Genomic DNA, 23,178 nt, shown 5'->3' with positions numbered 1-23,178 from the left:
TATCACTTGAGTGCGCGCGGGCGTTTCTGGATCGCGAGTTGTTTCTCGCTGCTGTTGTTTGTGCTGGGTCTGGCGCTGGGGCAATGGCAACTGGGCCGCGCTGCTCAAAAACTTGCGCTGCGTGACGCGATCGCTGCAAACCAGGTAAAACCGCAACTGGGCAACGAGGAGTTTCTGGCCATGCTCAGCGCTGGCGAACTGCTTTACCGGCGCGTGAGATTGACTGGCCGCTGGTTGCCCGACGCCACGGTGTTTCTGGACAACAGGAGCATGAGTGGACGCGTGGGTCTTGTGGTGGTGACGCCTTTGAAACTCGAACCTGCAGGGCCGGTGATTCTGGTGCAAAGGGGTTGGGTGGCACGCAATTTTGTGGATCGCCAGGCGTTGCCCAATGTTGCAACCCCGTCAACGCTGGTTCAGATTGAGGGAATGGTATCCCCACCACCGTCCCGTCATTTTGATTTGGGCGGCAAAGATGACGCACGCATCAGGCAAAATCTCGACCCGAAGACCTATGGCGACGCTTTGGGTTTGAGTCTGGCGCCCGTGTCCATGCAGGAGACCGGCAACGAGCGCGACGGGTTGTCCAGAAATTGGCCGCAGCCGAATACCGGTGTTGACACCCATTACGGTTATGCATTTCAGTGGTTCACGCTGAGCGGGTTGGTCGCTCTCTATTACTTGTGGTTTCAAATTGTTAAACGTTCCCGACGCACCCAAGCCTGATAACTGGAACTCGCCGTTGACCATGGTGGTCAACACCGTGCCAAGTGCGCAGGAGGCTCTGCGCGATCCGCCGGGGCGCACGCGCCGGGGGCGAACCTGGCTGCTGCTGATCTGGCTGGTGTGTGCTGCGCCGGTTATCGCGTCGTACCTGACGTTTTACTTTTTGAGGCCGGATCGGATCAAGAGTTTTGGCGAACTGATTGAGCCGCAGAAGGAGATGCCGGTTTTGTTGACCAGCGGCCTTGATGGCAGGCAAAACCAGCTTGCCTCGCTCAGGGGCCAATGGCTGCTGATCAGCGTTGCGGGCGGCGCCTGTAACACCCAGTGTCAACAGCACTTGTATTTGCAGCGCCAACTGCGAGAGACCATGGGCCGCGACAAAGACCGGATCGATTGGGTCTGGCTGGTGGATGACCAGGCCGAGGTGCCGCAAGCTCTTTTGCCGGCCCTGAGCAGCGCGCTGGTGTTGCGGGTGGATGCCGCGGCCCTGGCGCAATGGTTGCAGCCTGGCAAGGGCATGAAGCTGTCGGATCATCTCTATGTGGTTGACCCTTTGGGCAAATGGATGATGCGCTTCCCGGCCGATCTGGACGTCGAGAACGCGGCCCAGGCCAAACGCGATCTGAGGCGCTTGCTGACCGCTTCGGTGTCCTGGGACAAGCCCGGGCGAGACGACAAGCCCTGAACTCGCCGTGAACTCCTTGTACGATCTATCACCTTTGGCGCAGATGCTGCTGATCGTGGCCGGCGTGGCGGTGCTGCCGGTTGCCTGGATCTGGCGCCGCCATCCCACGTTGCCGGCAAGACGCCATGCTTTGGCGATATTGGTCTTGTTTTTGACCTTTGACCTGGTGGTCTTTGGTGCCTTCACGCGGTTGAGCGACTCGGGTCTGGGTTGCCCGGATTGGCCAGGTTGCTACGGCCATGGTTCGCCGCTGGGGGCGCGACACGTCATTGCCGCCGAGCAAGCTGCCATGCCCACCGGGCCGGTGACGCAGGCCAAAGCCTGGATCGAGATGCTGCACCGTTACCTGGCCACGGCGGTTGGCGCCCTGATTGTGGCCATGACGGTCATCAGTTGGCTGAGCTGGCGCGCCGGGTTGGCGCCGCGTGTGCCCGAATTATCGCCCTGGTGGGCCACTTTTACCCTGTTCTGGGTGTGCCTGCAGGGCGCTTTTGGGGCGCTGACGGTCACCATGAAGCTGTTCCCCGCCATTGTCACACTGCATCTGGCTGGCGGCCTGGTGCTGTTGGCGCTGCTGGCGCTGCAGGTGGTGCGCGGCGGCGCGGCAACGCAGCGGCTGGCCATGCCGGCCGGACTGCGCCGCTGGGTTGCGCTGGGCTTTGCTTTGTTGGCGTTGCAAATTCTTCTGGGTGGCTGGGTCAGCACCAACTACGCGGTACTGGCCTGTACCGACTTTCCCCAGTGCCAGAACCGCTGGTGGCCCGAGATGAATTTCAGCCAGGGTTTTGAGTTGTGGCGCCACCTCGGCGTGACCGGAGCGGGTGAACCCATCGATTTTTCTGCCTTGACCGCCATCCACTACATGCACCGGCTGATGGCTTATGTGGTGCTGATCCTGCTGGCGCTGCTGGCCTGGCAACTCAATCGCCATGCAGTGTGGCGACCCCATAGCCGGGCGCTGGCCGCCCTCGTCGGGTTGCAACTGGCCACTGGTTTGAGCAATGTGCTGATGGAATGGCCGCTCTTGTCGGCGTTACTTCACACCGGCGGGGCCGCCGCGCTGGTGCTGGTGCTGACCTGGATTACTGCCAGCGCAGCACCCCAATCGTCCACCAGGAGGCCGGTCGGGCAGGGCGCCTTCGCTCAAGCCGGGAGCCTGCCATGAGCGCCATGGCCCAGCCTGCCACGAGGTCGGTTTTTGCCCAGTACTACGCGCTCACCAAGCCGCGCGTGATCCAACTGATTGTTTTTTGTGCCCTGATTGGCATGGTGCTGGCAGTGCCCGGCGTGCCATCCTGGCGCGAGGCGGGCGTGGCGGCCATAGCCTGTGTCGGGATATGGCTGGTTGCGGGTGCTGCGGCCGCCTTCAATTGCATCATCGAAAAAAACATTGATGCCAAGATGAAGCGCACGGCCTGGCGTCCAACGGCCAAGGGTGAACTGGGTGACACGCAAACGCTGCTGTTTTCAGCCACCTTGTGCGCGGCGGGATCTGCGCTGCTGTACTTTGCCGTGAACCCGCTCACCATGTGGCTGACGTTTGCCACCTTTATCGGCTACGCCGTGATTTACACCGTGATTCTGAAGCCCCTGACACCGCAAAACATTGTGATCGGTGGCGCCTCCGGGGCCATGCCGCCGGTGTTGGGCTGGACCGCCATGGCGGACAACGTGGGACCGGAGGCGCTGATCTTGTTTTTGATTATTTTCCTCTGGACGCCCCCCCACTTTTGGGCGCTGGCGCTGTACCGCGTGGAAGACTACCGCAAGTCCGGCCTGCCGATGCTGCCTGTGACCCACGGCCATGAATTCACCCGGTTGATGGTGTTGCTCTACACCTTCATCCTGTTGGCGGCGTGTTTGCTGCCCTTCATTTACGGCATGAGTTCCTGGCTGTATCTGGCGGTTGCGGTGGTGCTGAACGCCGGGTTCATACTGCATGCCTGGTGGTTGTGGCGCGACTATTCCGACCTGCTGGCGCGAAAAACCTTCCGCTTTTCACTGATCCACCTGAGCCTGCTGTTTGCCGCGCTGCTGGTCGATCACTATATTTGACTGCCGTGGGCGCAGGCGGTGCCGGTTTATGATCGATGGCATGAACAAACGAAACGCGCTTAAATCAATCGCAGCTTGCGTGCTGCTGGTGGGGGGCGCCGGCAGCATCACCGCCTGCTCGCCCAATGCCCCGAAATTCACGGCCATCGACATCACCGGCGCAGATTACGCCAAAGACTTTGCCCTGACCGACCACAACGGACAGAGCCGAACGCTCAAAGACTTCCACGGCAAGATTGTCATGATGTTCTTTGGGTTCACCCAGTGTCCCGACGTCTGCCCGACCTCCATGGTCGAGATGGCCCAGATCAAGCAATTGCTTGGCAAGGATGGTGATCGCCTGCAGGGGCTGTTTGTCACCATCGACCCCGAGCGCGACACGCCCGAGATGCTCAAGGAATACATGTCTGCGTTCGACCCGACGTTTCTGGCGCTGGTGCCCACGCAAGAGCAACTGGTTGTGCTGGCCAAAGACTTCAAGGTGTATTACAAAAAGGTGGATGGCCCAACCCCCACCAGCTACACCATGGACCACACGGCGGGCAGCTATGTGTATGACACCAACGGCCGTTTGCGCCTGTTCACACGCTATGGCACCAAGCCCGAGTTGACGGCGGCCGACCTCAGACAGTTACTTCTGCCCGCCGCCTAGCAGCCAGGGTTTGCCACGGCCGACATGCAGACATGATCTCCATCTCACCGGACTTCATGCTGTCACTGGCGCAACACCTTTGGCCACTGCTGGTGTCACTGTTTCACCTGACATGCGCCAGCGCTGTCACGGTGCATGCCTTGCTCAACAAGCGGGACGTGCACACGGCCATCGGCTGGATCGCCCTGGCCTGGCTAACGCCTCTTTTGGGCACCTTGCTGTACCTGATGCTCGGCGTGAACCGCATCCAACGCGCCGGTGTGGCGCTGGGGCTGAGTAATACCTGGCGCGGTGAACGGCGCAGCGCAAACGCTGCCAGAGAAGTTGATGCGCCTTGCCTGCCCGAGTTGGCAGGTATCAACCAACTCTCGCGTGAGGTCACGGAGCGCGCCCTGCTGGCCGACAACGCGGTGACGCCGCTGGTTCATGGCGATGAAGCCTTTCCCGCCATGCTCGCCACCATCGACGGCGCGCGCCAATCGGTGACACTTTTGAGTTACATCTTCAACGACGATGCGGCCGGGCGCCCGTTTCTGGACGCGCTGGTGCGGGCGATGGGGCGCGGGGTGCAGGTGCGGGTGCTCATCGATGCGGTGGGCGCGCGCTACAGCCGCGTCAACATGGTCAGGCGCCTGCGCCAGGCGGGTGTTCCGGTGGCGGCATTTCTGCCGCCGCGCCTGACCCGCTTGCTGGCCCAGGCCAATTTGCGCAACCATCGCAAAATCATGGTGGTCGATGGCGCGCATGGCTTTACCGGCGGCATGAACATCAGCGCCAGCCATTGGCTGTCCAAGCAGCCGCCAAAGGCCTTTCAGTGCCTCCATTTTGCCGTGCGCGGCCCGGTGGTGGCCGACCTGCAGCGCACCTTTGCCATCGACTGGGGTTTTACCACCGGTGAGACGCTGCAGGGAAGTCCGTGGTTTGCCGACAACCCGCCGTGCGGACCGGTGCTGGCGCGCGGTGTCTCGGATGGCCCGGATGCCGACATCGACCACATGCGGCTGGTCATTCTGGGGGCGCTTGCCACGGCGCGCCAGCGCGTGCGCATTGTCACGCCGTACTTTTTACCAGACAGCGTGCTGCTGACCACGCTGCAGGTGACGGCTTTGCGCGGTGTCGTGGTGGACATTGTGCTGCCCGGGCGCAGCAACTTGCCGCTGTTTGACTGGGCCATGCGGCCGCAGTTTGCCGATCTGGTTGCCAGCGGCTGCCGGGTGCACTTGACCGGCCCCGCGTTCGACCACACCAAACTCTTTCTGGTGGATGACGCTTGGTCGCTGATTGGCTCCGCCAACTGGGACGCGCGCAGCCTGCGCCTGAACTTCGAGTACAACCTTGAGTGCCACGATGCCCTGCTGGTGCGGCAACTCGACGTGCTCGTCGATGCGCGCGTGCAGCGTGCGCACCGGCTCACGGGGGCTGAACTGGCCGGTCAGTCCATGACCGGGCGATTGCGCGACCGCCTGGTGTGGCTGCTATCGCCTTACCTCTGAATCCCCGCGAAATGGACGCAGTCCCCGGGCATCTTGGGTGAACAGACCAGTCCGTCAAGCCAGCATGGCCTGAGGTGATGTAAAGTGACGGTATTCGATTGCCTGTTCCAGCTTGGACGCTGGACATAACTTAGGAGAAAAACATGCAAATTCAAGTCAACACCGACGATCACATCCAGGGCGGCGAGTCCCTTGCCCAGTGGGTGCAGGACGAAGCCGGCAGCCGGCTCAACCGTTTGAAGGAACACGTCACCCGCCTTGAGGTCTTCCTGACCGATGTGGATGGCGCCAAATCGGGCCATAAAGACAAACGCTGTCGCCTGGAAGCTCGCGTAACCGGCCGCAAGCCGGTCACAGTGACGGCCGAGGCCGAAAAAATGGGAGCTGCTTTGATTGATGCCGTTGAAAAACTGGCCCGCGCTCTGGACACCGATCTGGGTCGTGTCAAAGACCGCAACGGCCGCGACACGATTCGCGCTGCAGCACAAGAGTAGGGAGCGGGCGCCCCGGGTTACCCAGGGGCTGTTGCCACTGCTTGGCCAGCCCTTCAGGCAAATTCAACCAACGCCTTTTTCATCTTTTTCATGGCAGCGACCTCGATCTGGCGAATACGCTCGGCGCTGACACCGTAAACCGCTGCCAAGTCGTGCAGCGTCATGCCACCCGAGTTGTCGTCGTTCACTTTCAGCCAGCGTTCTTCCACAATGTGGCGGCTGCGCTCGTCGAGCGTGTTGAGCGCCAGCGCAATGCCGTCGCTGGCCAGCACGTCGCGGTGGTGCGCTTCCAGCATCGCGGTGGGTTCGTGCGCGACATCGGTCAGATAGGCAATCGGGCCAAAGGCGTCCTCGCCGTCGTCTGAGGGGCTGGGGTCCAGCAGCACGTCGCCGCCGGCCAGACGCGCTTCCATTTCGATCACTTCTTCGCGTTTGACGTGCAACTCGGCGGCCATGGCATCGATCTGACTCTGGCTCAGCGAATTGCGATGCGTGTCCAGATCAGCGGCGGCATCATCGCCCTGGTAGCGTTGCTTCATGGAACGCAGGTTGAAAAACAGCTTGCGCTGGGCTTTGGTGGTGGCCACTTTGACCATGCGCCAGTTTTTCAGGATGTACTCGTGAATCTCGGCCTTGATCCAGTGCATGGCATAACTGACCAGCCGCACGCCCTGGTCCGGGTCAAAGCGCTTGACCGCTTTCATCAGGCCCACATTGCCTTCCTGGATCAGGTCGCCGTGCGGCAAGCCGTAGCCCAGGTATTGGCGCGCAATCGACACCACCAAGCGCAGGTGCGACAGCACCAGCCGGCCAGCGGCTTCCACATCATTGTCCTGGCGCAGTTTGCGGGCGTAGGATTGCTCTTCGTCCAGGGTCAGCATGGGCATGCGGTTGACCGCCGAGATATAGGCGTCCAGATGGCCCAACGCGGGCACCACCGACCAAGGGTTGGTCAGCGCCAGGGTGTTGCCGTTAGTGACAGTCATGGCTTCTCTCCTTGTTGCTTGAGGTTGTAATATTAGCACTCCCTATGAGTGAGTGCCAATTGAAAAGTTCAATTCCCGGATGGCGTCAGGAGCGGATCAAAATTTCTTTTCATTGCCGAGAATCGATTTTGCGTCCGTCATAATGGATTGCGTCAGTTTTCATCAGCCAAACCGGCCCTGATTGGCAGGGTGATCCAGGTCGCGCATGATGCCGGTTCCCGATTGAAATAATGGCGCTTTGGGCGTGATTGCCGTGCATGCCTCAACTTTGAACAAGCTGGGTTTTATGTGTCAACTTCTGGGAATGAACAGTCACTTGCCGGCCAGCCTGACGCTGAGCTTTACCGGATTCTCAAGGCGAGGCGGCGGTACCGATCACCACAGTGACGGCTGGGGCATTGCTTTTTTTGAGAGCGACTGTGCCACGCCCGGCAAGGGGATCCGCCATTTTGTGGACAAATCCAGTGCTGCCACCTCGCCCATTGCCCAGATGCTCAAGAGTTTCCCCATCAAGAGCCATAACGTGGTGGCGCATGTGCGCAAGGCCACAGTGGGGCAGGTGGCGCTGGAAAACTGCCATCCGTTCGTGCGTGAACTGTGGGGCCGGAACTGGGTCTTTGCCCACAACGGCGACCTCAAAAATTACGCCCCCAGGTTGCATGGCAGCTTTCACCCGGTCGGCAACACCGACAGTGAGCTCGCTTTTTGCTGGCTCATGCAGGAGCTCGCCAAATCGCACGCCGGCGTGCCTTCGGTGGTCGAGTTGACCCGCACCCTGCGTGAACTGGTTCCGGTGATTGCCAGACACGGCACCTTCAATTTCTTGCTCAGCAACGGCCAGGCCCTGTGGGCGCACGCCACCACCAAGCTGCACTATGTCATGCGCGGGCACCCATTTCGCCTGGTCCACCTCAAGGACGAGGACCTCTGCGTGAATCTGGCAGATCTCAATGGCCCGGAGGACCGGCTGGTGATTGTGGTGACCGAGCCCCTGACCACCGACGAGGACTGGGTGACCATGGCCCCCGGCGAACTGCTGGTGTTTGTGGACGGTGGGCTTTCTGACGACGGCGCGACTGCCCAAGCGCAGGCGGCATAACCGGTTTTGAACGCGCCTTTCAGCCCGATTCCCAAGCGCAGAAACTGGCTCTGACACAATGCCGCTGTGCTGAAAATCTTTGTTGTCACCTTCCCCTTTTTCGCGCTGGTGCTGTGCGGTTATCTGGCCGCGCGCCGGCGCATGTTGCCGCTGGAAGCCATTCCGGGGCTGAACGGGTTCGTGTTGTTTTTTGCCCTGCCGTGTATGTTGTACCGATTCGGCGCCAGTACACCCATCGGCCAATTGCTGGATGTGGGTGTTTTCGTCACCTGGCTTTTTTGTGCACTGGTGACCGTCGGATTCACGGTGGCGGTCAGCCTGAATGGGCGTATCGGCTGGAACGATGCCTCTTTTGGCGCGCTGGTGGCGGCGTTCCCCAATTCCGGTTTTATGGGTGTGCCGCTGTTGGTGGCTTTGCTGGGGGCGTCAGCGGCGGGCCCGGTGATCCTGACCATGGTGATTGACATGATTGTCACCACCTCGCTGTGCATCGCGCTGTCCCGGCTGGATGGTGCCGATAAACATGGTGCCGGCAAGGCGTTCAAAAATGCCCTCAAGGGCGTCTTGGCCAACCCCATGCCATGGGCGATATTGGCGGGAGCGCTGGTGTCGGTGCTGGGCTGGGAGCCACCCAAGCCGGTCGCGCAAACCATTGGTCTGCTCGCCGATGCGGCCTCTCCGGTGGCCCTTTTCACCATTGGCGCGGTGTTGGCGCGTGCCCAAATGCTTTCCAAAACCGGTCACGCCACTGCGCCCCTGCTGCGCGACTATTTGCCGGTGGCACTGTTCAAGCTGTTTTTGCATCCGCTGCTGGTGTTGCTGGTGGGTGCCGGGTTGATCGGTCTTGGGATGCCACTGTCGCGTTTTGCCCTGACGGTGATGGTGCTCACCGCGGCATTGCCGAGCGCCAGCAATGTGTCGCTGCTGGCGGAGCGCTTTGGTGCTGACAACGGACGCATTGCCCGCATCATTCTGGTGTCCACCGCAGCGGCCTTTCTGACCTTCTCAATGGTTGTGGCACTGATGGTCTGAGCCCGCCGGACATGGGTTCAGTGCCGAAGGCGCGCGGATTTTGATCTGCATCAATACAGGGTTTCCCCTGACGGGTGTAATCGCCACTTGAAGTTTTTTTGACTTCCTGGGTTATTCACAGCCGTTATAGAAAGCACACAATGCCTGCCTGGTTTTCGTATACCTTCCTTTCTGTGGTCGTGGTGCTTGCCAGCACCGCCTTGTTTTTCTTTACCTTGACGCGCGGCGCCTTGCTCGTGCGCGGCATCACCGGGCGGCTCACGCACGACGCGGCGCATGTGTATCCAATCTATTCCAACATGCGCCTGATTCGCCTGATCGACTGGCAGCCCATCATTTCCGCGATTTTGCTGTTCCAGTACAGCAACCTGGTGTCCATCATCGTGCGCGGCCTGAGCCGCGACAATTTAAAGGGCAAGCAGGTGTTGATTACCTCCTGCGCCTTTGGCAACGTGATGCCGCGTGTGGCGCAGGCTGCAGTCGATGCCGGCGCCAGCAAGGTGCTGGTGGCTGACATCATTCAAAACGAACTGGACCATGCCGAGCGCAAGCTGGCCGTGCACGCCGGCAAAACCGTTTACACGCAGGACAATGCGGTGGCCATGCAGCAGGCTGATGCCTCGGTGCGGGCCAATGTGATGTTCTTCCTGTTGCATGAGTTGCCGCACCATCTCAAGGTGGAGGCCCTCAACGAGGCCATGCGGGTGCTTGAGCCAGGTGGCAAGCTGTACCTGGGGGAATTCCACAAGCCCCGTCCGTGGGTGCTGCGCGCCTTGAGCTGGACCTATTTCAAGGTCTTTGAGCCCTATGGTCTGGCGCTGTGGAACACCCATGACCCGGTGCTGCAACTGCAAGCCATGCCCGGCGTCACCTGTGAGCGTCACACCGTGTTCTTTGACAATTTTCAGGTGATTGTGGCAACCAAAGCGGCTGCCTGAAACTTGCCGCGCCCGGATTGCCGCTCAAATGTTGAGCGGGTCCACATCAATGGCCCAGCGCAGCACGCCTTTGCATTCTGGCAATGTCCGGGTGTGGTGCAGGTCGGCCTGCCAGGCACTCAAGAAGCGCTGCAGCACGGCGCGTGACGGGCTCTCCACCAGCATCTGGGCACGCTCCACATCGGCGATGCGGGCCATGGCCATGGGCACGGCGGGGTACAGGGTGAGCTGAGCGAGCAGCCCGGCCGTGTCGCTGTGCCGCTCGGCCGCCGCACTGGCCAATTTCAAAAACCCCTGAGCAGCCTCCTGGGAGCGGGCTTCAGCGCGCACCAGCGCCTGAAAGCTGAACGGCGGCATGGCGGCTTGCTGGCGCTCTTTGAGTTGCGACGCGGCAAAGGCCGGGTAGTCGTGTTTTTTCAGCGCCTCGTAAAGGGGGTGTGTGGGGTGAAAGGTCTGCAGCCACATTTCACTCTGATGCGTCACGGCCTCGTCACGGCCGGCCCGGCCCGCGGCCTGCATCAGCAGGCTGAACAAACGCTCGGGCGCGCGAAAGTCGCTGGAAAACAGGGCGTTGTCTGGGTTCACCGCCGCCACCAGCGTGATGCGGCGAAAGTCGTGCCCCTTGGCAATCATCTGGGTTCCCACCAGCACGTCCACGTCACCGCCATGCACCTGGGCGAGTTGTGATTCCAGCGCGCCCTTGTGCCGCGTGGTGTCGGCATCAATGCGCACAATACGCACCGGTTGGCCATCCGGACGGCGGATGTCTGCCAGCAATTCGGCCAGATGCTCTTCCAGCCGCTCGGTGCCGCGCCCCAGCGGCGCGATGTCGTGGTTACCGCAGGCCGGACAAGTGCGTGGCACGCGCTCGGTCAGGCCGCAGTGGTGACAGCGCAGGGTGCGGTCAATTTTGTGGAACACCCGGTAGGCGCTGCAGTGCGGGCATTCGCTTTTCCAGTCGCAGTCGGTGCATTGCAGCACCGGGGCGTAGCCACGCCGGTTCAGAAACACCATGCTTTGCTCGCCCCTGGCGACACGCTGCGCGATGGCGGCCAGCAGCGGCGGCGAGACGATGCACGACTTGGGCTGGTGGTTCATGTCCACCCGGCGCACCCGGGGCAACTGGCCGTTGCCAATACGACTGGGCATCTCCAGCCGCAGATACCGTCCACCTTCTGCGGCCGGTCGGCTGTGGTGCCAGCTCTCCAGCGACGGTGTGGCTGACCCCAGCAGCACTTTGGCGCCTTCCTGGCGGCCGCGGTAAATGGCCAGGTCGCGCGCCGAGTAGCGTGCGCCTTCGCCACTTTTGTAGCTCGGGTCATGCTCTTCATCAACCACGATCAGCCGGAGCTGTGGCATCGAGGCAAAGACCGCCATGCGTGTGCCCAGCACAATGCGAGCCGCGCCACTGTGGGCGGCCAGCCAACTGTTCAGGCGCTGTGCCGGCGTCATGCCGCTGTGCATCGACACCACGGCATCGTTGCCATACATCTGGCAAAAGCGGGCCTTGAAGCGGTCTTCCAACTGCGGCGTCAGGTTGATCTCGGGCACCATCACCAGGGCCTGTGCCCTGGATGAGTTGGCCAGCAGTTCCGCAGTGCACTGCATGAACACCTCGGTTTTGCCGCTGCCGGTGGCGCCAAACAGCAAGAATGGCCCCTGATTTTGCTGAAACTGGCCGATCACTCTGGCCTGCTCGGCGCTGAGTGCGACCGGGTCGGCTGTGTTGCCGGCTTTCCCTTGCGGCGCGGGGCAGGTGTTTTGTGAAACGGCCGATGTGTCTGCCGCAGCGGTTTTTGCCAGTTTCTTCAGTTTGCGGGCCAGCTGCAAGCTGCTCATGTCGCGCAGCTGTGGCGGCAGGGCGGCCAGCGCCACCTCACCGGCCGCTCGCTGGTAGTAGCCGGCGGCAAAGCTGATCAGGGCGCGCCAGTTGGCATTCAGGGCTGGCAAGGTATCGAGCACGGCTGTCACGGGGCGCAGTCTGGCCGGGTCCAGCGCACGGTCGGGCGGTTGATCCGGCGCCTGATCCCATGTTACGCCCAGCAGTTCGCGTTGACCCAGCGGCACGCGGACCAGGGTCCCGGGCGGCAGCACGTTATCGCTCAAATAGGTGAATGCGCCGGCTATCTGGCTGTAAACCGGTGTGTGCAGCAGCACCTGGACCAAGTGGCTCATGGGAACCGGGTTTGCAGTCTTTTGTTCAAGTGAACTTGCGGAAATCACGTTAAGTGTTTGATTTTGAGAGCTTTTACAGGTCATCCAAGTTATCTGTGGATAACTTTGTTGATAACGGGTCGGTAAAGCCTGCGAGGCCTTGAAAATCAAGGCCTCGCTTAGCCTGCACAGAAAAATGGCAATTTAAAAAACTGTTATTTATCAGATACTTGCACTCGCTATGGCTTTTGTAGCGAGTGGATTGCCGGCGCCATAATTTGCTGCGGTGCGACATCAATTTTGTGCATAAGTAGCAAAATATTTTGCGCCGGACACTGGCAAAGAGGCTAAAAAAATGCTAGTCATGCGTTTGCAGTCAGCAAGCGCCACGCATCTGGCGCGAATGGTTGTGCACGGCCTGAACCAGGGCTGCCACATGCTCAGGCGGTGTGTGCTGGCTGATGCCATGGCCTAAATTGAAGATGTGTGTGGGGCCGCTGCCCGAGCCGCTGTGCGGGGTGCCAAAGGCATTTAGCACCTTGACCACTTCGGCCTCAATTTGCGTCGGTGAGGCGAACAGCACGTTGGGGTCCAGGTTGCCTTGCAAGGCCTTGCTGCCGCCGGCGATGACCCGGGCTTTGGCCAGGTTCACGGTCCAGTCCAGGCCCAGCACGTTGCAATCGAGCTGTTCCATCTCCTCCAGCCACAGCCCGCCGCCCTTGGTGAACACAATGCTGGGAATGCGGGCGCCGTTGTATTCCTTGTGCAACCGCGACAGCACCTGGCGGGTGTAGGCCAGGCTGAATTCCTGGAACGCGCCATCAGCCAGCACGCCGCCCCAACTGTCAAAAATCATCACGGCCTGGGCACCGGCTTCAATCTGGGTGTTGAGGTAAAGCGCCACCGCCTCGGCATTGATTTGCAGCATTTTGTGCATCAGGTCAGGGCGGCTGTACATCATGGTTTTGACCAGCCGGTAGTCGTCCGAGCCAGCACCCTCGACCATGTAGCAGGCCAGCGTCCAGGGGCTGCCGCTGAAGCCGATCAGTGGCACTTTGCCGTTGAGCGCCTTGCGGATCGAGGTGACGGCGTCGAACACATAGCGCAGCTTGGCCATGTCAGGCACTTCCAGCTTGGCCACAGCCGCCTCGTCGCGCACCGGCGAGGCAAACTTGGGGCCCTCGCCCAGCGCAAACGACAGCCCCAGGCCCATGGCATCAGGCACGGTCAGGATGTCGCTGAACAAAATCGCGGCATCAATCGGGAAGCGTTCCAGCGGCTGCAACGTGACTTCGGTGGCAAAGGCGGTGTTGGTGGCCAGCCCCATGAAGCTGCCGGCCTTGGCGCGGGTGGCGCGGTACTCCGGCAAAAAACGCCCGGCCTGGCGCATCATCCAGACCGGTGTGTAGTCGGTGGCCTGGCGCAGGCAGGCGCGCAGGAAAGTGTCGTTCTTCAGGGGGGCAAAGGAGGCGGTGGTGGTCATGGAATTCATGGCCTGATTGTCGCATTGCGCCGCAGCCCAGCGGCGCCAGAGTGGCAAATCCAGCCGCTAGAGCTCTGCCAGCGCGCTGCGCACCTCATTGACTGACAAGATTTCTGACAGCACAACAGGTGCGCGGCCGGCTTGGTACAGCACGTAGACCGGCACACCGTTGCGCCCCAACTGCGCCAGAGCCGCAGTGATGGCAGGGTCACGACGCGTCCAGTCGGCGCGCAACAAGGTGACCTTTCGGGCCGCAAAGTCGGCCAGCAGGTCGGCATTGGCCAGTGTGGTTTTCTTGTTGTATTGGCAAGTCACGCACCAGGCCGCCGTGAAATCCACAAACACCGGGGCGCCCGCAGCCAGCGCCTGATCCACTTTGCCCGGGGCCCAGGGCTGCCACAGCGCTGAGTTGGCCGCTGGGTTGGCGTTTTCCAGGGGTTTGATGATGTTCTGGCCAATTGAAGCCATTAAGAAAGCCAAGGTCGCGACGGACAGCGTGGTCATCACCAAGCGGCTGCGACCCTGCAAACCCAGGGCCCAGATCACCAGCGCCAGGCTCAATAACAACGCCAGCAGGGCAGCGGCACCATCAATGCCGCTTTGCTGGCCCAGCACCCAAAGCAACCAGACCACGGTGGCAAACATGGGGAATGCCATGGCGTGGCGGAAAGTGGCCATCCAGGCCCCGGGTCGTGGCAATTTGCGGGCCAGCGCCGGCGACCAGCTGGCCGCCAGATACGGCAGGGCCATGCCCAGCCCCAAGCTTGCAAAGATGGCCAGCGCCTGCCAGGCAGGCAAGGCCAGCGCCAGGCCCAGCGAAGCTCCCATGAATGGCGCGGTGCAGGGCGAGGCGATCACCGCCGCCAGAATGCCAGACAAAAAGGCATCCACAGACGGATTCTTGGCTTCCAGCAGGGCCACCCGGCTGGGCACAAACTGGCCAAATTCAAACAAGCCAGCCAAATTGAGACCGATCACGGTGAACAGCGCGGCCAGCGCGGCCACCACCGCCGGTGACTGCAATTGAAAGCCCCAGCCCAGTTGTTCGCCGGCACTCCGGAGCAGCAGCATCAAGGCGCCCAGCGCGACAAAAGACAGCACCACACCGGCGCTGTAGGCCAGGCCGCCCACACGCTGGCGGTGCTGGTTGCTGCCGTGGCGGGCAAAACCGACCACCTTGATGGCCAGCACCGGGAACACGCAGGGCATCAGGTTCAGGATCATGCCGCCCAGCAGGGCGCCGAGCAGGGCCAGCCAGAGCGAGGAGGGCAGGTTCGCCGGCGCGCTGCTGCCGGGCGGGTACTGCGCTGCTGCGGCTTCACCCAGTGGCGCCAAGGCAATGGGGGCAGGCCAGCTGCCGCTGATCCTGGCCTGGCTGACAAAGCCCAGGCGCGCGCTGCCCACTTGCCCGGTCAGCACCAGCGGCATCACCTCGGGGCTGGCGCTGCGGTGGGACGAGAGCGGTACCGCAGCCGTCCATAAAGCGCCTTGCCAGCTTTGCTGCCATTGGGCAGCGGTTTCGATGATTTCCGGGGTTTCCGGAAAGAAGTCGAGGGTTTTGCCGCGCAGGCTGGCAGGCAGGCCGGATACGGAAACCTTAAGCACATTGTTCTCGACCGTCATGCTGGCGGGTTCGTTGAGCGCCTGCGGCTGGGCCTTGAAGGCGGCATCGAAAATGGCACCGTTGATCGCGGTGGAGCCCTTGACCGGCAGGCGCAGCACAAACTCGCCGTCTTGCGGCACGCATTCGAGCTTGCATACCAGCCAACTGGCTTGCAGTTTGACTTCAAGTTCCGGGTTCAGCAGCGAGGGTTTGAAGTCCGGGGTGATCGTGAGCGGCACCGGCAACAGCACGCTTCCCTCATAGCCGTAGTTGGCCAAGTTGCCGATCGGGATTTTGACCGGGAGCGGCCAGGCGATGTCGCCGGCCAGCACCCCAGCGGGCAGCGTCCAAGTGAGGCTGGTGGCCAGACCGGAGTCGCCGGAATTTTTCCAGTAGGTGTGCCACAGAGGCTGGTGCACCAGTTGCAGGCCGACCCAAACCGTTTTGCCAGGGTCCACACCATCGGGCGCGTGCGCCATCAGTTCGGCACGCACCTGCTCGGTGGTGACCGTGTTCTTTACGGCATCCTGCCCTCTGGCGCCCGTCGACAGTGTGCAAAAAGCGATTAAAAACAAGGCGGCGAGAGGCTGCATCAGGGGTTTCAGGAAGGTCATAGGGTTTTAGGAGGCTGGGCAGGTCGGGAAGTTCCGCAGGCTGAGGGTGGACGCGCTCATGGACTCGGCGCGTCAGGCGGGAACAGCGGCGCCTGATCTGCCTGAGGGGTGAATACCGGTGGCAGTTTGGCGGGGGCCTTGATGCGCAGCTGCTTGTTGACATTTTCCTGGCCAAACACCACCTGAATGGCCGACACACTGACGCCAAACAGCGGCGCCAGAAAGCGCACCATGTGGTCGGTGGCCTTGCCGTTCAGGGGCTTGGCCGTGACGCTGACCTTGAGCTGCTTGCCAAAAGGCTTGCCAATCGCGTCCTTGCTGGCGCTGGGTTTGCCCAGGATATTGACCACCAGCACATCGCCATCCCAGGCAAAGAAGGAGTCACCAGTAAGGTTGCGCGCGCGTTTTGGAGGCATGGGGCAATGATAGCGGGCTCTACAATCTGTCCTTTTTACGTGGTTCCACCATGTCCAACTTGCCCGCCTGCCCACAATGCGCCCTAGAGAATACTTACCCGGACGGTGACAACTATGTTTGCCCGGATTGCGGTTTCGAGTGGCACCAGACAGCGGTTTCAGAAGCCGGTGAAGAGACCGGTGGCCCCGTGAAAGATGCCAACGGCAACGCGCTGGCCGATGGCGACACGGTGATTCTGATCAAGGACCTGAAGGTCAGGAGCTCGTCCATCGTGTTGAAAAAGGGCACCAAGATCAAGGGCATCCGCCTACCCGAGGGCGCGGGCGACCACGAGGTCGACTGCAAGACTGACCAGGGCGCGTTCATGCTCAAGGCCGAGTTCATGAAAAAGGCCTGATCGCACCATGACCACTTCTTCACGCTTTTGGGCCGACTGGACCACGCTTGACTTTGAACGCCTGCGCAGCGCTGGCGTGGCGGCGCGCAGCATTGCGGTATTACCGGTGGCGGCAACCGAGCAGCATGGCCCGCACCTGCCGCTGAGCGTGGACACCGTGCTGGTCGATGGCATTGTGGACGCTGCGCTGGGCCATCTGCCGGCTGAATTGCCCGTTCTTTTTTTGCCGACGCAAAGTGTCGGCCTGAGCCCGGAGCACGCGCGCTTTGCGGGCACGCTGACCCTGAAAAACGAGACCATCCTGAGGCTCTGGACCGACATTGCCGAGTCGGTGGCGGCAACCGGCATCACCAAACTGGTGCTGTTCAACAGCCATGGCGGCAATATCAGTGTGATGGACCTGTTGGCGCGCGACCTGCGCGCGCGCCTGGACATGCTGGTGTACAGCGTGAGCTGGTTCAATTTGCCCTTGATCGACGCGCTGGGACAGGACGTCAATGCGCTGTTTGGCCCGGAAGAGCACCGTTTTGGCATCCATGGCGGTGACATCGAGACCTCGATGATGCTGGCGCTGGATCCGGCCCATGTGGACTGGGCGCAGGCGCGCAACTTTGAGTCAAAGGCGCAGGCGCGTGCCGGCCAGTTTGACATCCTGGGCAACGGAAAAATCGCCAAACTGGGTTGGCAAACGCAAGACTACAACCTGGCCGGAGCCGTGGGTGACGCGGCCAACGCCACGGCGGAAAAAGGTCGGGCCATGGTCGACGCCGCCGGGCTGGCGCTGGCCAGGCTACTGACCGAGATTGACCGCTTGCCGGCCGACACCCTGATGCAGCGACCCGCGCCGGGGTGATGGCGCCCTACGACCTGATGGCACTGGGTGCCGCGGCCTGCTGGGCGGTGGGCAGTGTGATGTCGGTGACGCCCGCGCGCCATCTGGGCGCCTTTGCCTTCACGCGCTGGCGCATGGCCATGGTGGCCGTGATGTTGTGGGCGGTGGTGGCGGTGCAGGGCAGTTGGCACAGTTTTGATGGTCACGCCTGGGGCATCATGGCAATCAGCGGGCTGATCGGCGTCTTTATCGGTGACACCGCCTTGTTCGCGGCCATGAACCGGCTCGGTCCGCGCCGTGCGGGTGTGCTTTTCGCCACCCACGCCGCCTTCAGCGCGGCGCTGGGCTTCGCGCTGCTGGACGAGCGCATGAGTTTGCAGGCCCTGTTGGGCGGAATGTTGACGCTGGCGGGTGTGATGCTGGCTATTTTGCTGGGTCGGCACAAAGGCGAAACCCATGAATGGGAGGCTGACCGCGGGCATGTGGGTTTGGGTGTGGCGCTGGCCTTGCTGGCAGCGCTGTGCCAGGCCGTGGGCTCCCTGATTGCCAAGCCGGTGATGGCACAACAGGTGGACCCGATCATGGCCTCGGCGGTGCGGGTGACGGTGGCCACAGCCGCGCATGCGGTGTTGTTGCTGGCCGGGTTTCGGGCGGCGCGCGCCAGCCGGGCCCCCACCTTGCGGGTGCTGGCGCAAACCGGCCTCAACGGCTTTATTGCCATGGGGATCGGCATGACGCTGGTGCTGCTGGCGCTTGAAAAAGGCGATGTCGGCATGGTCGCCATTTTGTCGTCGGTGTCGCCCATTCTGGTGTTGCCGCTGTTGTGGTTGCAGCTCAAGCGTGCGCCTGCTCCCGGGGCGTGGCTGGGCGCGGTGCTGACAGTGATTGGAACGGCGCTGATTTTGTGGCGTTAGGCGCCGGGCTGGGTGGACACCGTTAGAGGTGAGCCTCTAACTTTTTTGTTGCACTGCAACAAAAAAGACTTGCGTGGGCGCGGGTTTTCCCTATAATTCAATCCATGCTGCACTGCAACATAAACCGCTTATCCGGACGTTTCACCGCAATTAACCCACCTCAAAGGACCATCATGTTTATTACCGCTGACCAAATCACTGCCAACAACCAAGCCAATTTCGCCACCGCCAAAGCGCTCGCCACCAAATCTTTCGCTGGCTTTGAAAAGCTGGTTGAGCTGAACATGGCTGCTGCCAAGGCTTTGATGAATGAGTCTTTCAGCCACGCCCAAGCCGCACTGGCTGCCAAAGACCTGCAGCAAGCCCTGGCCCTGCAAACCGAGTCGGTAGCCCCCATGGCCGAAAAGTCGGTGGCCTACAGCCGCCACGTGTATGGCATCGCTGTTGAAACTGGCGCTGAATTCACCAAGGCGCTTGAAGGCAAGGCTGCCGAAGCTCAAAAAGCGTTCAACCAGGCGGTTGAAAACGTGGTCAAAAACGCACCGGCCGGTACCGAGTCGGCAGTGGCTGCTTTCAAGAGCGCTCTGGCTTCCAGCCAAAACGTCATTGACTCGGCTCAAAGCTCGGCCAAAAAGGCCTTGGCTGTGACCGAAAGCAACGTTGCTGCCGTGACCGAACAGGCGTTGAGCGCAGCCGCCGCTGTGTCCAAAAAGGCTTGATCAGCCACTGCCTGCGGGCGTTCTGAAAGGCACCTTAGGGTGCCTTTTTTTGCTTCTGCGTCATAGAATGCGACTCGATTCTAAAATTTGAGAAGACCAAACTTTGCTGTCTGCCGCCCTTGAGCTCACCTACAGCATGGCCATTCTGGTGGCCATGGTGCTGACCTCGGGTTTGATCCGGCGCAGCCAGGAATCCGTCTCGCGGCAAGCAATTTTGCAGGGCCTGTTGTTTGGCACAGCCACCATGATCAATATGGCGGTTCCGATGCATTTGGGGCCCGGGCTGATTTTTGACCCGCGCACCGTCACGCTTAGCCTGTGCGGCTTGTTTTTTGGCCCATTGGCGGCGGGTGTGGCCGCCGGTCTGGCGCTGGTCTATCGCGTGGCTTTGGGCGGTGTCGGCCTCACCATGGGTGTTTTGGTCATCATTTCTGCTTCGGCATGGGGATGGTATTTTTACCGGCGCTGGAGCCAAACCGGGCAAAGCATCCGCTTGCCGCAGTTGCTTCTGATGGGCGGGCTGGTGCATGTGACCGAGCTGTCGCTGATGGTGACCTTGCCGGCCCCGCTGGGGTGGCAGACCTTTCAAAGCCTGGGTTTGCCGATCATGCTGGCTTTTCCGCTGTTGACCTTGCTGCTGGGCAAGATGTTGGCCAGTCAGGATGCCGAAGTCCAGTCGGTGACAGCACTGCGCAAAAGCGAGGAGCAGCATCGCGCCATTCTGCATACGGCGATCAACGGCTTTTGGCTGACTGACTTGCAGGGGCGGCTACTTGAGGTCAACCAAGCCTATGCGCGCATGAGTGGTTACACCGTTGCCGAGTTATTGAACATGCGCATCAGCCAGCTTGAGGCTGAGGAGTCTGCTGGGCAGAGTCTTGCGCACCTCCAGAAGGTTGCGGCCGTTGGCTCGGACCGTTTTGAAACCCGGCACCGCACCAAGGACGGCAAGGTGTTTGACGTTGAAGTCAATGTCAGCTACCTGGAAGCCGACGGTGGGCGCATGGTTGCCTTTTTGGATGACATCAGCGAGCGCAAGCGGGCTGAGCAAGCCCTCATGGAGGCCAAGACGCTGAACGAGGCCATCGTGGAAAACGCGCCGCTGATGATTTTCCTCAAAGATGCCAGCAGCTTGCGTTTTGCGGTGCTGAACCGTGCCGGCGAAGAGTTGTTGGGGTATGACCGCAACGCGTTGATTGGCAAGAGCGATCTCGACTTTTTTCCACCGGGGCAGGCCGAAGGCTTCATACGCAGAGACCGGGAGGTTCTGGATGGCCAAATGGGTGCGCAAGACACGCCGCTGGAACCGGTCCAGACCGCCCACAAAGGGTTGCGCTTTCTGCACACACGCAAGGTGGGCATCCGCGGTGGTGACGGCCGGATGAAATACCTGCTGGGCATCTCGGAGGATATTACCGAGAGCAGAAAGGCCCAGGAAAGGCTGCAACTGACGGCCAATGTCTTTACCCACGCGCGCGAAGGCATCATGATCACCGACGCTGCCGGAATCATCGTGGACGTCAATGCATCATTCAGCCGTATCACCGGTTATTCGCGCGAGCAGGCGCTTGGGCAAACACCCCAAGTTCTGAGTTCAGGTCACCAGACGCCGGAGTTTTACCAAACCATGTGGTCTGACTTGGACCGTGACGGTCAGTGGTACGGTGAAATCTGGAACCGGCGCCGAAACGGCGAGGTGTATGCCGAAATGCTCAATATTTCGGCGGTTACCGATGCGCAGGGGCAGGTGCAAAACTATGTGGCGCTGTTTTCTGACATCACCGCCATCAAAGAGCATGAAAAAGCGCTGCAGCATATGGCCCACTACGACGTGCTGACCGGGTTGCCAAATCGGGTGTTGTTGGCAGATCGGTTGAACCAGGCGATGACCCAAAGCATCCGGCGCAGCCAGCAACTGGCGGTGGTTTACCTTGATCTGGATGGTTTCAAGAGCGTCAACGACGGCCATGGACACGAGCTCGGCGACCGCCTGATCACCCACGTCGCCAGCCGCATGAAGCACGCGTTGCGCGAAGGGGACACCCTGGCGCGCATCGGTGGTGACGAATTTGTGGCGGTGCTGATCGACCTCATCGATAGCCAGGCGTCGTTGCCGATGCTCAACCGTTTGCTGTCTGCTGCTGCCGAGCCGGTTAAATTGGGCGACGTGATGCTGCAGACATCGGCCAGTCTGGGCGTTACCTTTTACCCGCAAACCGACTCGCTGGAAGCCGACCAATTGCTACGCCAGGCCGACCAGGCCATGTACCAGGCCAAACTTTCCGGAAAAAATCGTTTTCATTTCTTCGATGCCGAGCAGGACCGCAACACGCGGGGCCATTTTGAGAGCGTGGAGCGCATCCGCAAAGCCCTGGTCGCCCGGGAGTTGGTGCTTTATTACCAGCCAAAAGTCAATATGCGCACCGGAGCCGTGATTGGGGTTGAGGCCTTGATTCGCTGGCAGCACCCCGACCGCGGCTTGCTGTCACCCGCCTTGTTTTTGCCGGTCATTGAAGAGGATGCGCTGGCTGTGACGGTGGGCGAGTGGGTCATCGACACGGCCCTGGGCCAGCTCGAGCACTGGCAGAACGACGGCCTGGCCCTGCCGGAAGGCTTCAATGTCAGCGTCAACGTGGGTGCCCGGCAACTCCAGCACGGTAATTTTGTCGCGTGTCTGCGGGAACTGCTGGCGGCACACCCGCGGGTGCGTCCGGCGCAACTGGAGGTTGAGATCCTCGAAACCAGCGCCCTCAATGACATGGCGGGTGTTTCGCAATTGATTGAAGACTGTCACCAGATCGGTGTTCAGTTTGCGCTGGACGACTTTGGCACGGGCTACTCATCGCTGAGCTACCTCAAGCATTTGCGCGTGGGTCTGCTCAAGATGGACCAAAGCTTTGTGCGCGACATGCTCGATGACCCGGACGACCTGGCCATTTTGCAGGGGGTGATCGGTCTGGCTGCAGCGTTCAAGCGCAAGGTCATCGCCGAAGGGGTTGAGACCGTGGCGCACGGCAACTTGCTGCTGCAAATGGGCTGTGATCTGGGTCAGGGTTATGCCATTGCCCGGCCCATGCCGGCGCAGGATCTGCAAAACTGGATGCAGCACTGGCAGCTGAACCCGGTATGGGGCCCGGCGCAGGCCAGAGCCGAAGCCTGATGCGGGCTCAGGCGTGGCTCACCCATTTTGCGTAATCGAGGTGCTCCAGGTGGGGCAGGGTGTTGTAGGTCAGCAGTGAGTGGCGTTTGGGGCTGAAGGCAAATTCGGTCACGGCCGTGTTGCGCAGGCGCATGTTGAGCTCCACCGTGGCCTCGGGCGGCGTGCCCAGCACATGGCCGATGGCGCTGGCAATCGGGCCACCGCTTGACACCAGCAACACCCGTTCAGCGTCGCTTTGGCGCACATGGTCAAGCACCTCGATCACCTGTTGCCCAAAAGCATGCCAACCGGGCATGTCTTGCGGCTGGGTGTTGCCAAGCATCCATTGCAGCAAGCCGGTGCGCAGCAGCCGGAAGTGCTTGCGGTATTTGTCCGGCGCGGGGGTGCGATCCAGCGGCTCGGGGTGAATGGCGGCAATCACAGCGTCGCTGTTGTACTCGTTCAAACCGGTCCATTGCGTGGCAGCCAATGGCTGGCCCAGCCCTTCACCCATGCCGGTCAGGGTTTGCGTGTGCCGGCGCAGGGTGCCGCTCAGAACCATATCAAAGTTGATTCCCTTGCTGGCAAAGTAGCGACCCAATTGCACGCTTTGGCGCAGGCCCAAGTCGCTCAGTTGATCGTAATCCTCAGCGCCAAACGAAGCCTGTCCGTGGCGGACCAGATAAAGAGTACCCATGGCTTTTATTTAACCGTTATGGGTCTGCGTGCCTGTCAGCCGGGTGATC

21 protein-coding genes are annotated in these 23,178 nt (G+C 61.2%); 15 read left to right on the top strand and 6 right to left on the bottom strand.

Annotated features, from left to right (window positions below):
- Positions 1 to 6 precede the first annotated feature (6 nt).
- The 7 genes from GPS82_RS02015 (at position 7) to GPS82_RS01985 (ending at position 6,105) form a co-directional block, all read left to right on the top strand.
- Entirely contained in the window at positions 7 to 726 is a 720-nt protein-coding gene (locus GPS82_RS02015) for an SURF1 family protein (protein ID WP_296490519.1), read from the top strand.
- On the top strand, positions 695 to 1,411 hold the full coding sequence (locus GPS82_RS02010; RefSeq protein WP_296490517.1) for a hypothetical protein: 717 nt from the start codon (positions 695 to 697) through the stop codon (positions 1,409 to 1,411). Before GPS82_RS02015 ends, GPS82_RS02010 begins: the two co-directional genes overlap by 32 nt.
- A 43-nt stretch (positions 1,412 to 1,454) precedes the next feature.
- Positions 1,455 to 2,576, top strand: coding sequence for a COX15/CtaA family protein (locus GPS82_RS02005; protein ID WP_296490531.1), 1,122 nt, complete (start codon positions 1,455 to 1,457; stop codon positions 2,574 to 2,576).
- A complete protein-coding gene (cyoE, locus tag GPS82_RS02000; RefSeq protein ID WP_296490514.1) occupies positions 2,573 to 3,466 on the top strand; it encodes a heme o synthase in 894 nt (297 codons plus the stop codon). The genes GPS82_RS02005 and cyoE overlap by 4 nt, the downstream gene beginning before the upstream one ends.
- Positions 3,467 to 3,506: 40 nt before the next feature.
- A complete protein-coding gene (locus GPS82_RS01995; RefSeq protein WP_296490511.1) occupies positions 3,507 to 4,118 on the top strand; it encodes an SCO family protein in 612 nt (203 codons plus the stop codon).
- A gap of 32 nt (positions 4,119 to 4,150) precedes the next feature.
- A complete protein-coding gene (locus GPS82_RS01990; protein WP_296490509.1) occupies positions 4,151 to 5,611 on the top strand; it encodes a phospholipase D-like domain-containing protein in 1,461 nt (486 codons plus the stop codon).
- Between the two features lie 143 nt (positions 5,612 to 5,754).
- The gene (locus GPS82_RS01985; RefSeq protein ID WP_296490507.1) at positions 5,755 to 6,105 is read left to right on the top strand and encodes an HPF/RaiA family ribosome-associated protein; all 351 of its coding nucleotides are present in this window, start codon (positions 5,755 to 5,757) and stop codon (positions 6,103 to 6,105) included.
- A 53-nt stretch (positions 6,106 to 6,158) separates the two neighbouring features.
- Here the strand turns inward: GPS82_RS01985 and rpoH are convergent, their stop codons facing one another.
- A complete protein-coding gene (gene rpoH / locus GPS82_RS01980) occupies positions 6,159 to 7,091 on the bottom strand; it encodes an RNA polymerase sigma factor RpoH (RefSeq protein WP_296490506.1) in 933 nt (310 codons plus the stop codon).
- Positions 7,092 to 7,377: 286 nt separating this feature from the next.
- On the opposite strand from rpoH, the gene GPS82_RS01975 reads away from it, so the two are divergent.
- From GPS82_RS01975 to GPS82_RS01965, 3 genes are all read left to right on the top strand, one after another.
- Entirely contained in the window at positions 7,378 to 8,190 is an 813-nt protein-coding gene (locus GPS82_RS01975; protein WP_296490504.1) for a class II glutamine amidotransferase, read from the top strand.
- A gap of 66 nt (positions 8,191 to 8,256) precedes the next feature.
- Positions 8,257 to 9,222, top strand: coding sequence for an AEC family transporter (locus GPS82_RS01970; protein ID WP_296490502.1), 966 nt, complete (start codon positions 8,257 to 8,259; stop codon positions 9,220 to 9,222).
- Between the two features lie 140 nt (positions 9,223 to 9,362).
- A complete protein-coding gene (locus tag GPS82_RS01965) occupies positions 9,363 to 10,160 on the top strand; it encodes a class I SAM-dependent methyltransferase (RefSeq protein WP_296490499.1) in 798 nt (265 codons plus the stop codon).
- Between the two features lie 24 nt (positions 10,161 to 10,184).
- Here GPS82_RS01965 and priA read toward each other — a convergent pair whose 3' ends face one another.
- The 4 genes from priA to GPS82_RS01945 all read right to left on the bottom strand — a co-directional run bounded on the left by priA (position 10,185) and on the right by GPS82_RS01945 (position 16,430).
- On the bottom strand, positions 10,185 to 12,335 hold the full coding sequence (priA, locus tag GPS82_RS01960; RefSeq protein ID WP_296490497.1) for a primosomal protein N': 2,151 nt from the start codon (positions 12,333 to 12,335) through the stop codon (positions 10,185 to 10,187).
- Between the two features lie 355 nt (positions 12,336 to 12,690).
- Complete coding sequence (gene hemE / locus GPS82_RS01955) at positions 12,691 to 13,806, bottom strand: uroporphyrinogen decarboxylase (RefSeq protein ID WP_296490496.1); 1,116 nt, start codon at positions 13,804 to 13,806, stop codon at positions 12,691 to 12,693.
- 57 nt (positions 13,807 to 13,863) lie between these two features.
- Complete coding sequence (locus GPS82_RS01950) at positions 13,864 to 15,993, bottom strand: thioredoxin family protein (RefSeq protein WP_296490494.1); 2,130 nt, start codon at positions 15,991 to 15,993, stop codon at positions 13,864 to 13,866.
- A 77-nt stretch (positions 15,994 to 16,070) separates the two neighbouring features.
- The gene (locus GPS82_RS01945; RefSeq protein WP_296490493.1) at positions 16,071 to 16,430 is read right to left on the bottom strand and encodes a DUF167 family protein; all 360 of its coding nucleotides are present in this window, start codon (positions 16,428 to 16,430) and stop codon (positions 16,071 to 16,073) included.
- 50 nt (positions 16,431 to 16,480) lie between these two features.
- Between GPS82_RS01945 and GPS82_RS01940 the strand changes: the two genes are divergently transcribed.
- The 5 genes from GPS82_RS01940 to GPS82_RS01920 all read left to right on the top strand — a co-directional run bounded on the left by GPS82_RS01940 (position 16,481) and on the right by GPS82_RS01920 (position 22,453).
- A complete protein-coding gene (locus GPS82_RS01940) occupies positions 16,481 to 16,828 on the top strand; it encodes a zinc ribbon domain-containing protein YjdM (RefSeq protein ID WP_296490492.1) in 348 nt (115 codons plus the stop codon).
- A 7-nt stretch (positions 16,829 to 16,835) separates the two neighbouring features.
- Positions 16,836 to 17,681, top strand: coding sequence for a creatininase family protein (locus GPS82_RS01935; RefSeq protein ID WP_296490490.1), 846 nt, complete (start codon positions 16,836 to 16,838; stop codon positions 17,679 to 17,681).
- Positions 17,681 to 18,574 (top strand): DMT family transporter, encoded by an 894-nt coding sequence (locus tag GPS82_RS01930; protein WP_296490489.1) that lies wholly within the window; start codon positions 17,681 to 17,683, stop codon positions 18,572 to 18,574. Before GPS82_RS01935 ends, GPS82_RS01930 begins: the two co-directional genes overlap by 1 nt.
- Before the next feature lie 173 nt (positions 18,575 to 18,747).
- A complete protein-coding gene (gene phaP / locus GPS82_RS01925; RefSeq protein WP_296490488.1) occupies positions 18,748 to 19,293 on the top strand; it encodes a TIGR01841 family phasin in 546 nt (181 codons plus the stop codon).
- Between the two features lie 103 nt (positions 19,294 to 19,396).
- Complete coding sequence (locus tag GPS82_RS01920) at positions 19,397 to 22,453, top strand: EAL domain-containing protein (protein ID WP_296490485.1); 3,057 nt, start codon at positions 19,397 to 19,399, stop codon at positions 22,451 to 22,453.
- 7 nt (positions 22,454 to 22,460) lie between these two features.
- Here GPS82_RS01920 and GPS82_RS01915 read toward each other — a convergent pair whose 3' ends face one another.
- Positions 22,461 to 23,129: a histidine phosphatase family protein gene (locus GPS82_RS01915; protein WP_296490483.1), complete on the bottom strand. Its 669-nt coding sequence runs from the start codon at positions 23,127 to 23,129 to the stop codon at positions 22,461 to 22,463.
- Positions 23,130 to 23,178 lie beyond the last annotated feature (49 nt).

This window comes from Rhodoferax sp. (assembly GCF_011391645.1).
GTDB lineage: Bacteria > Pseudomonadota > Gammaproteobacteria > Burkholderiales > Burkholderiaceae_C > Rhodoferax.
Note: the sequence above shows the minus strand (reverse complement) of the source record. Positions and strands in the feature narration are given on the sequence as shown.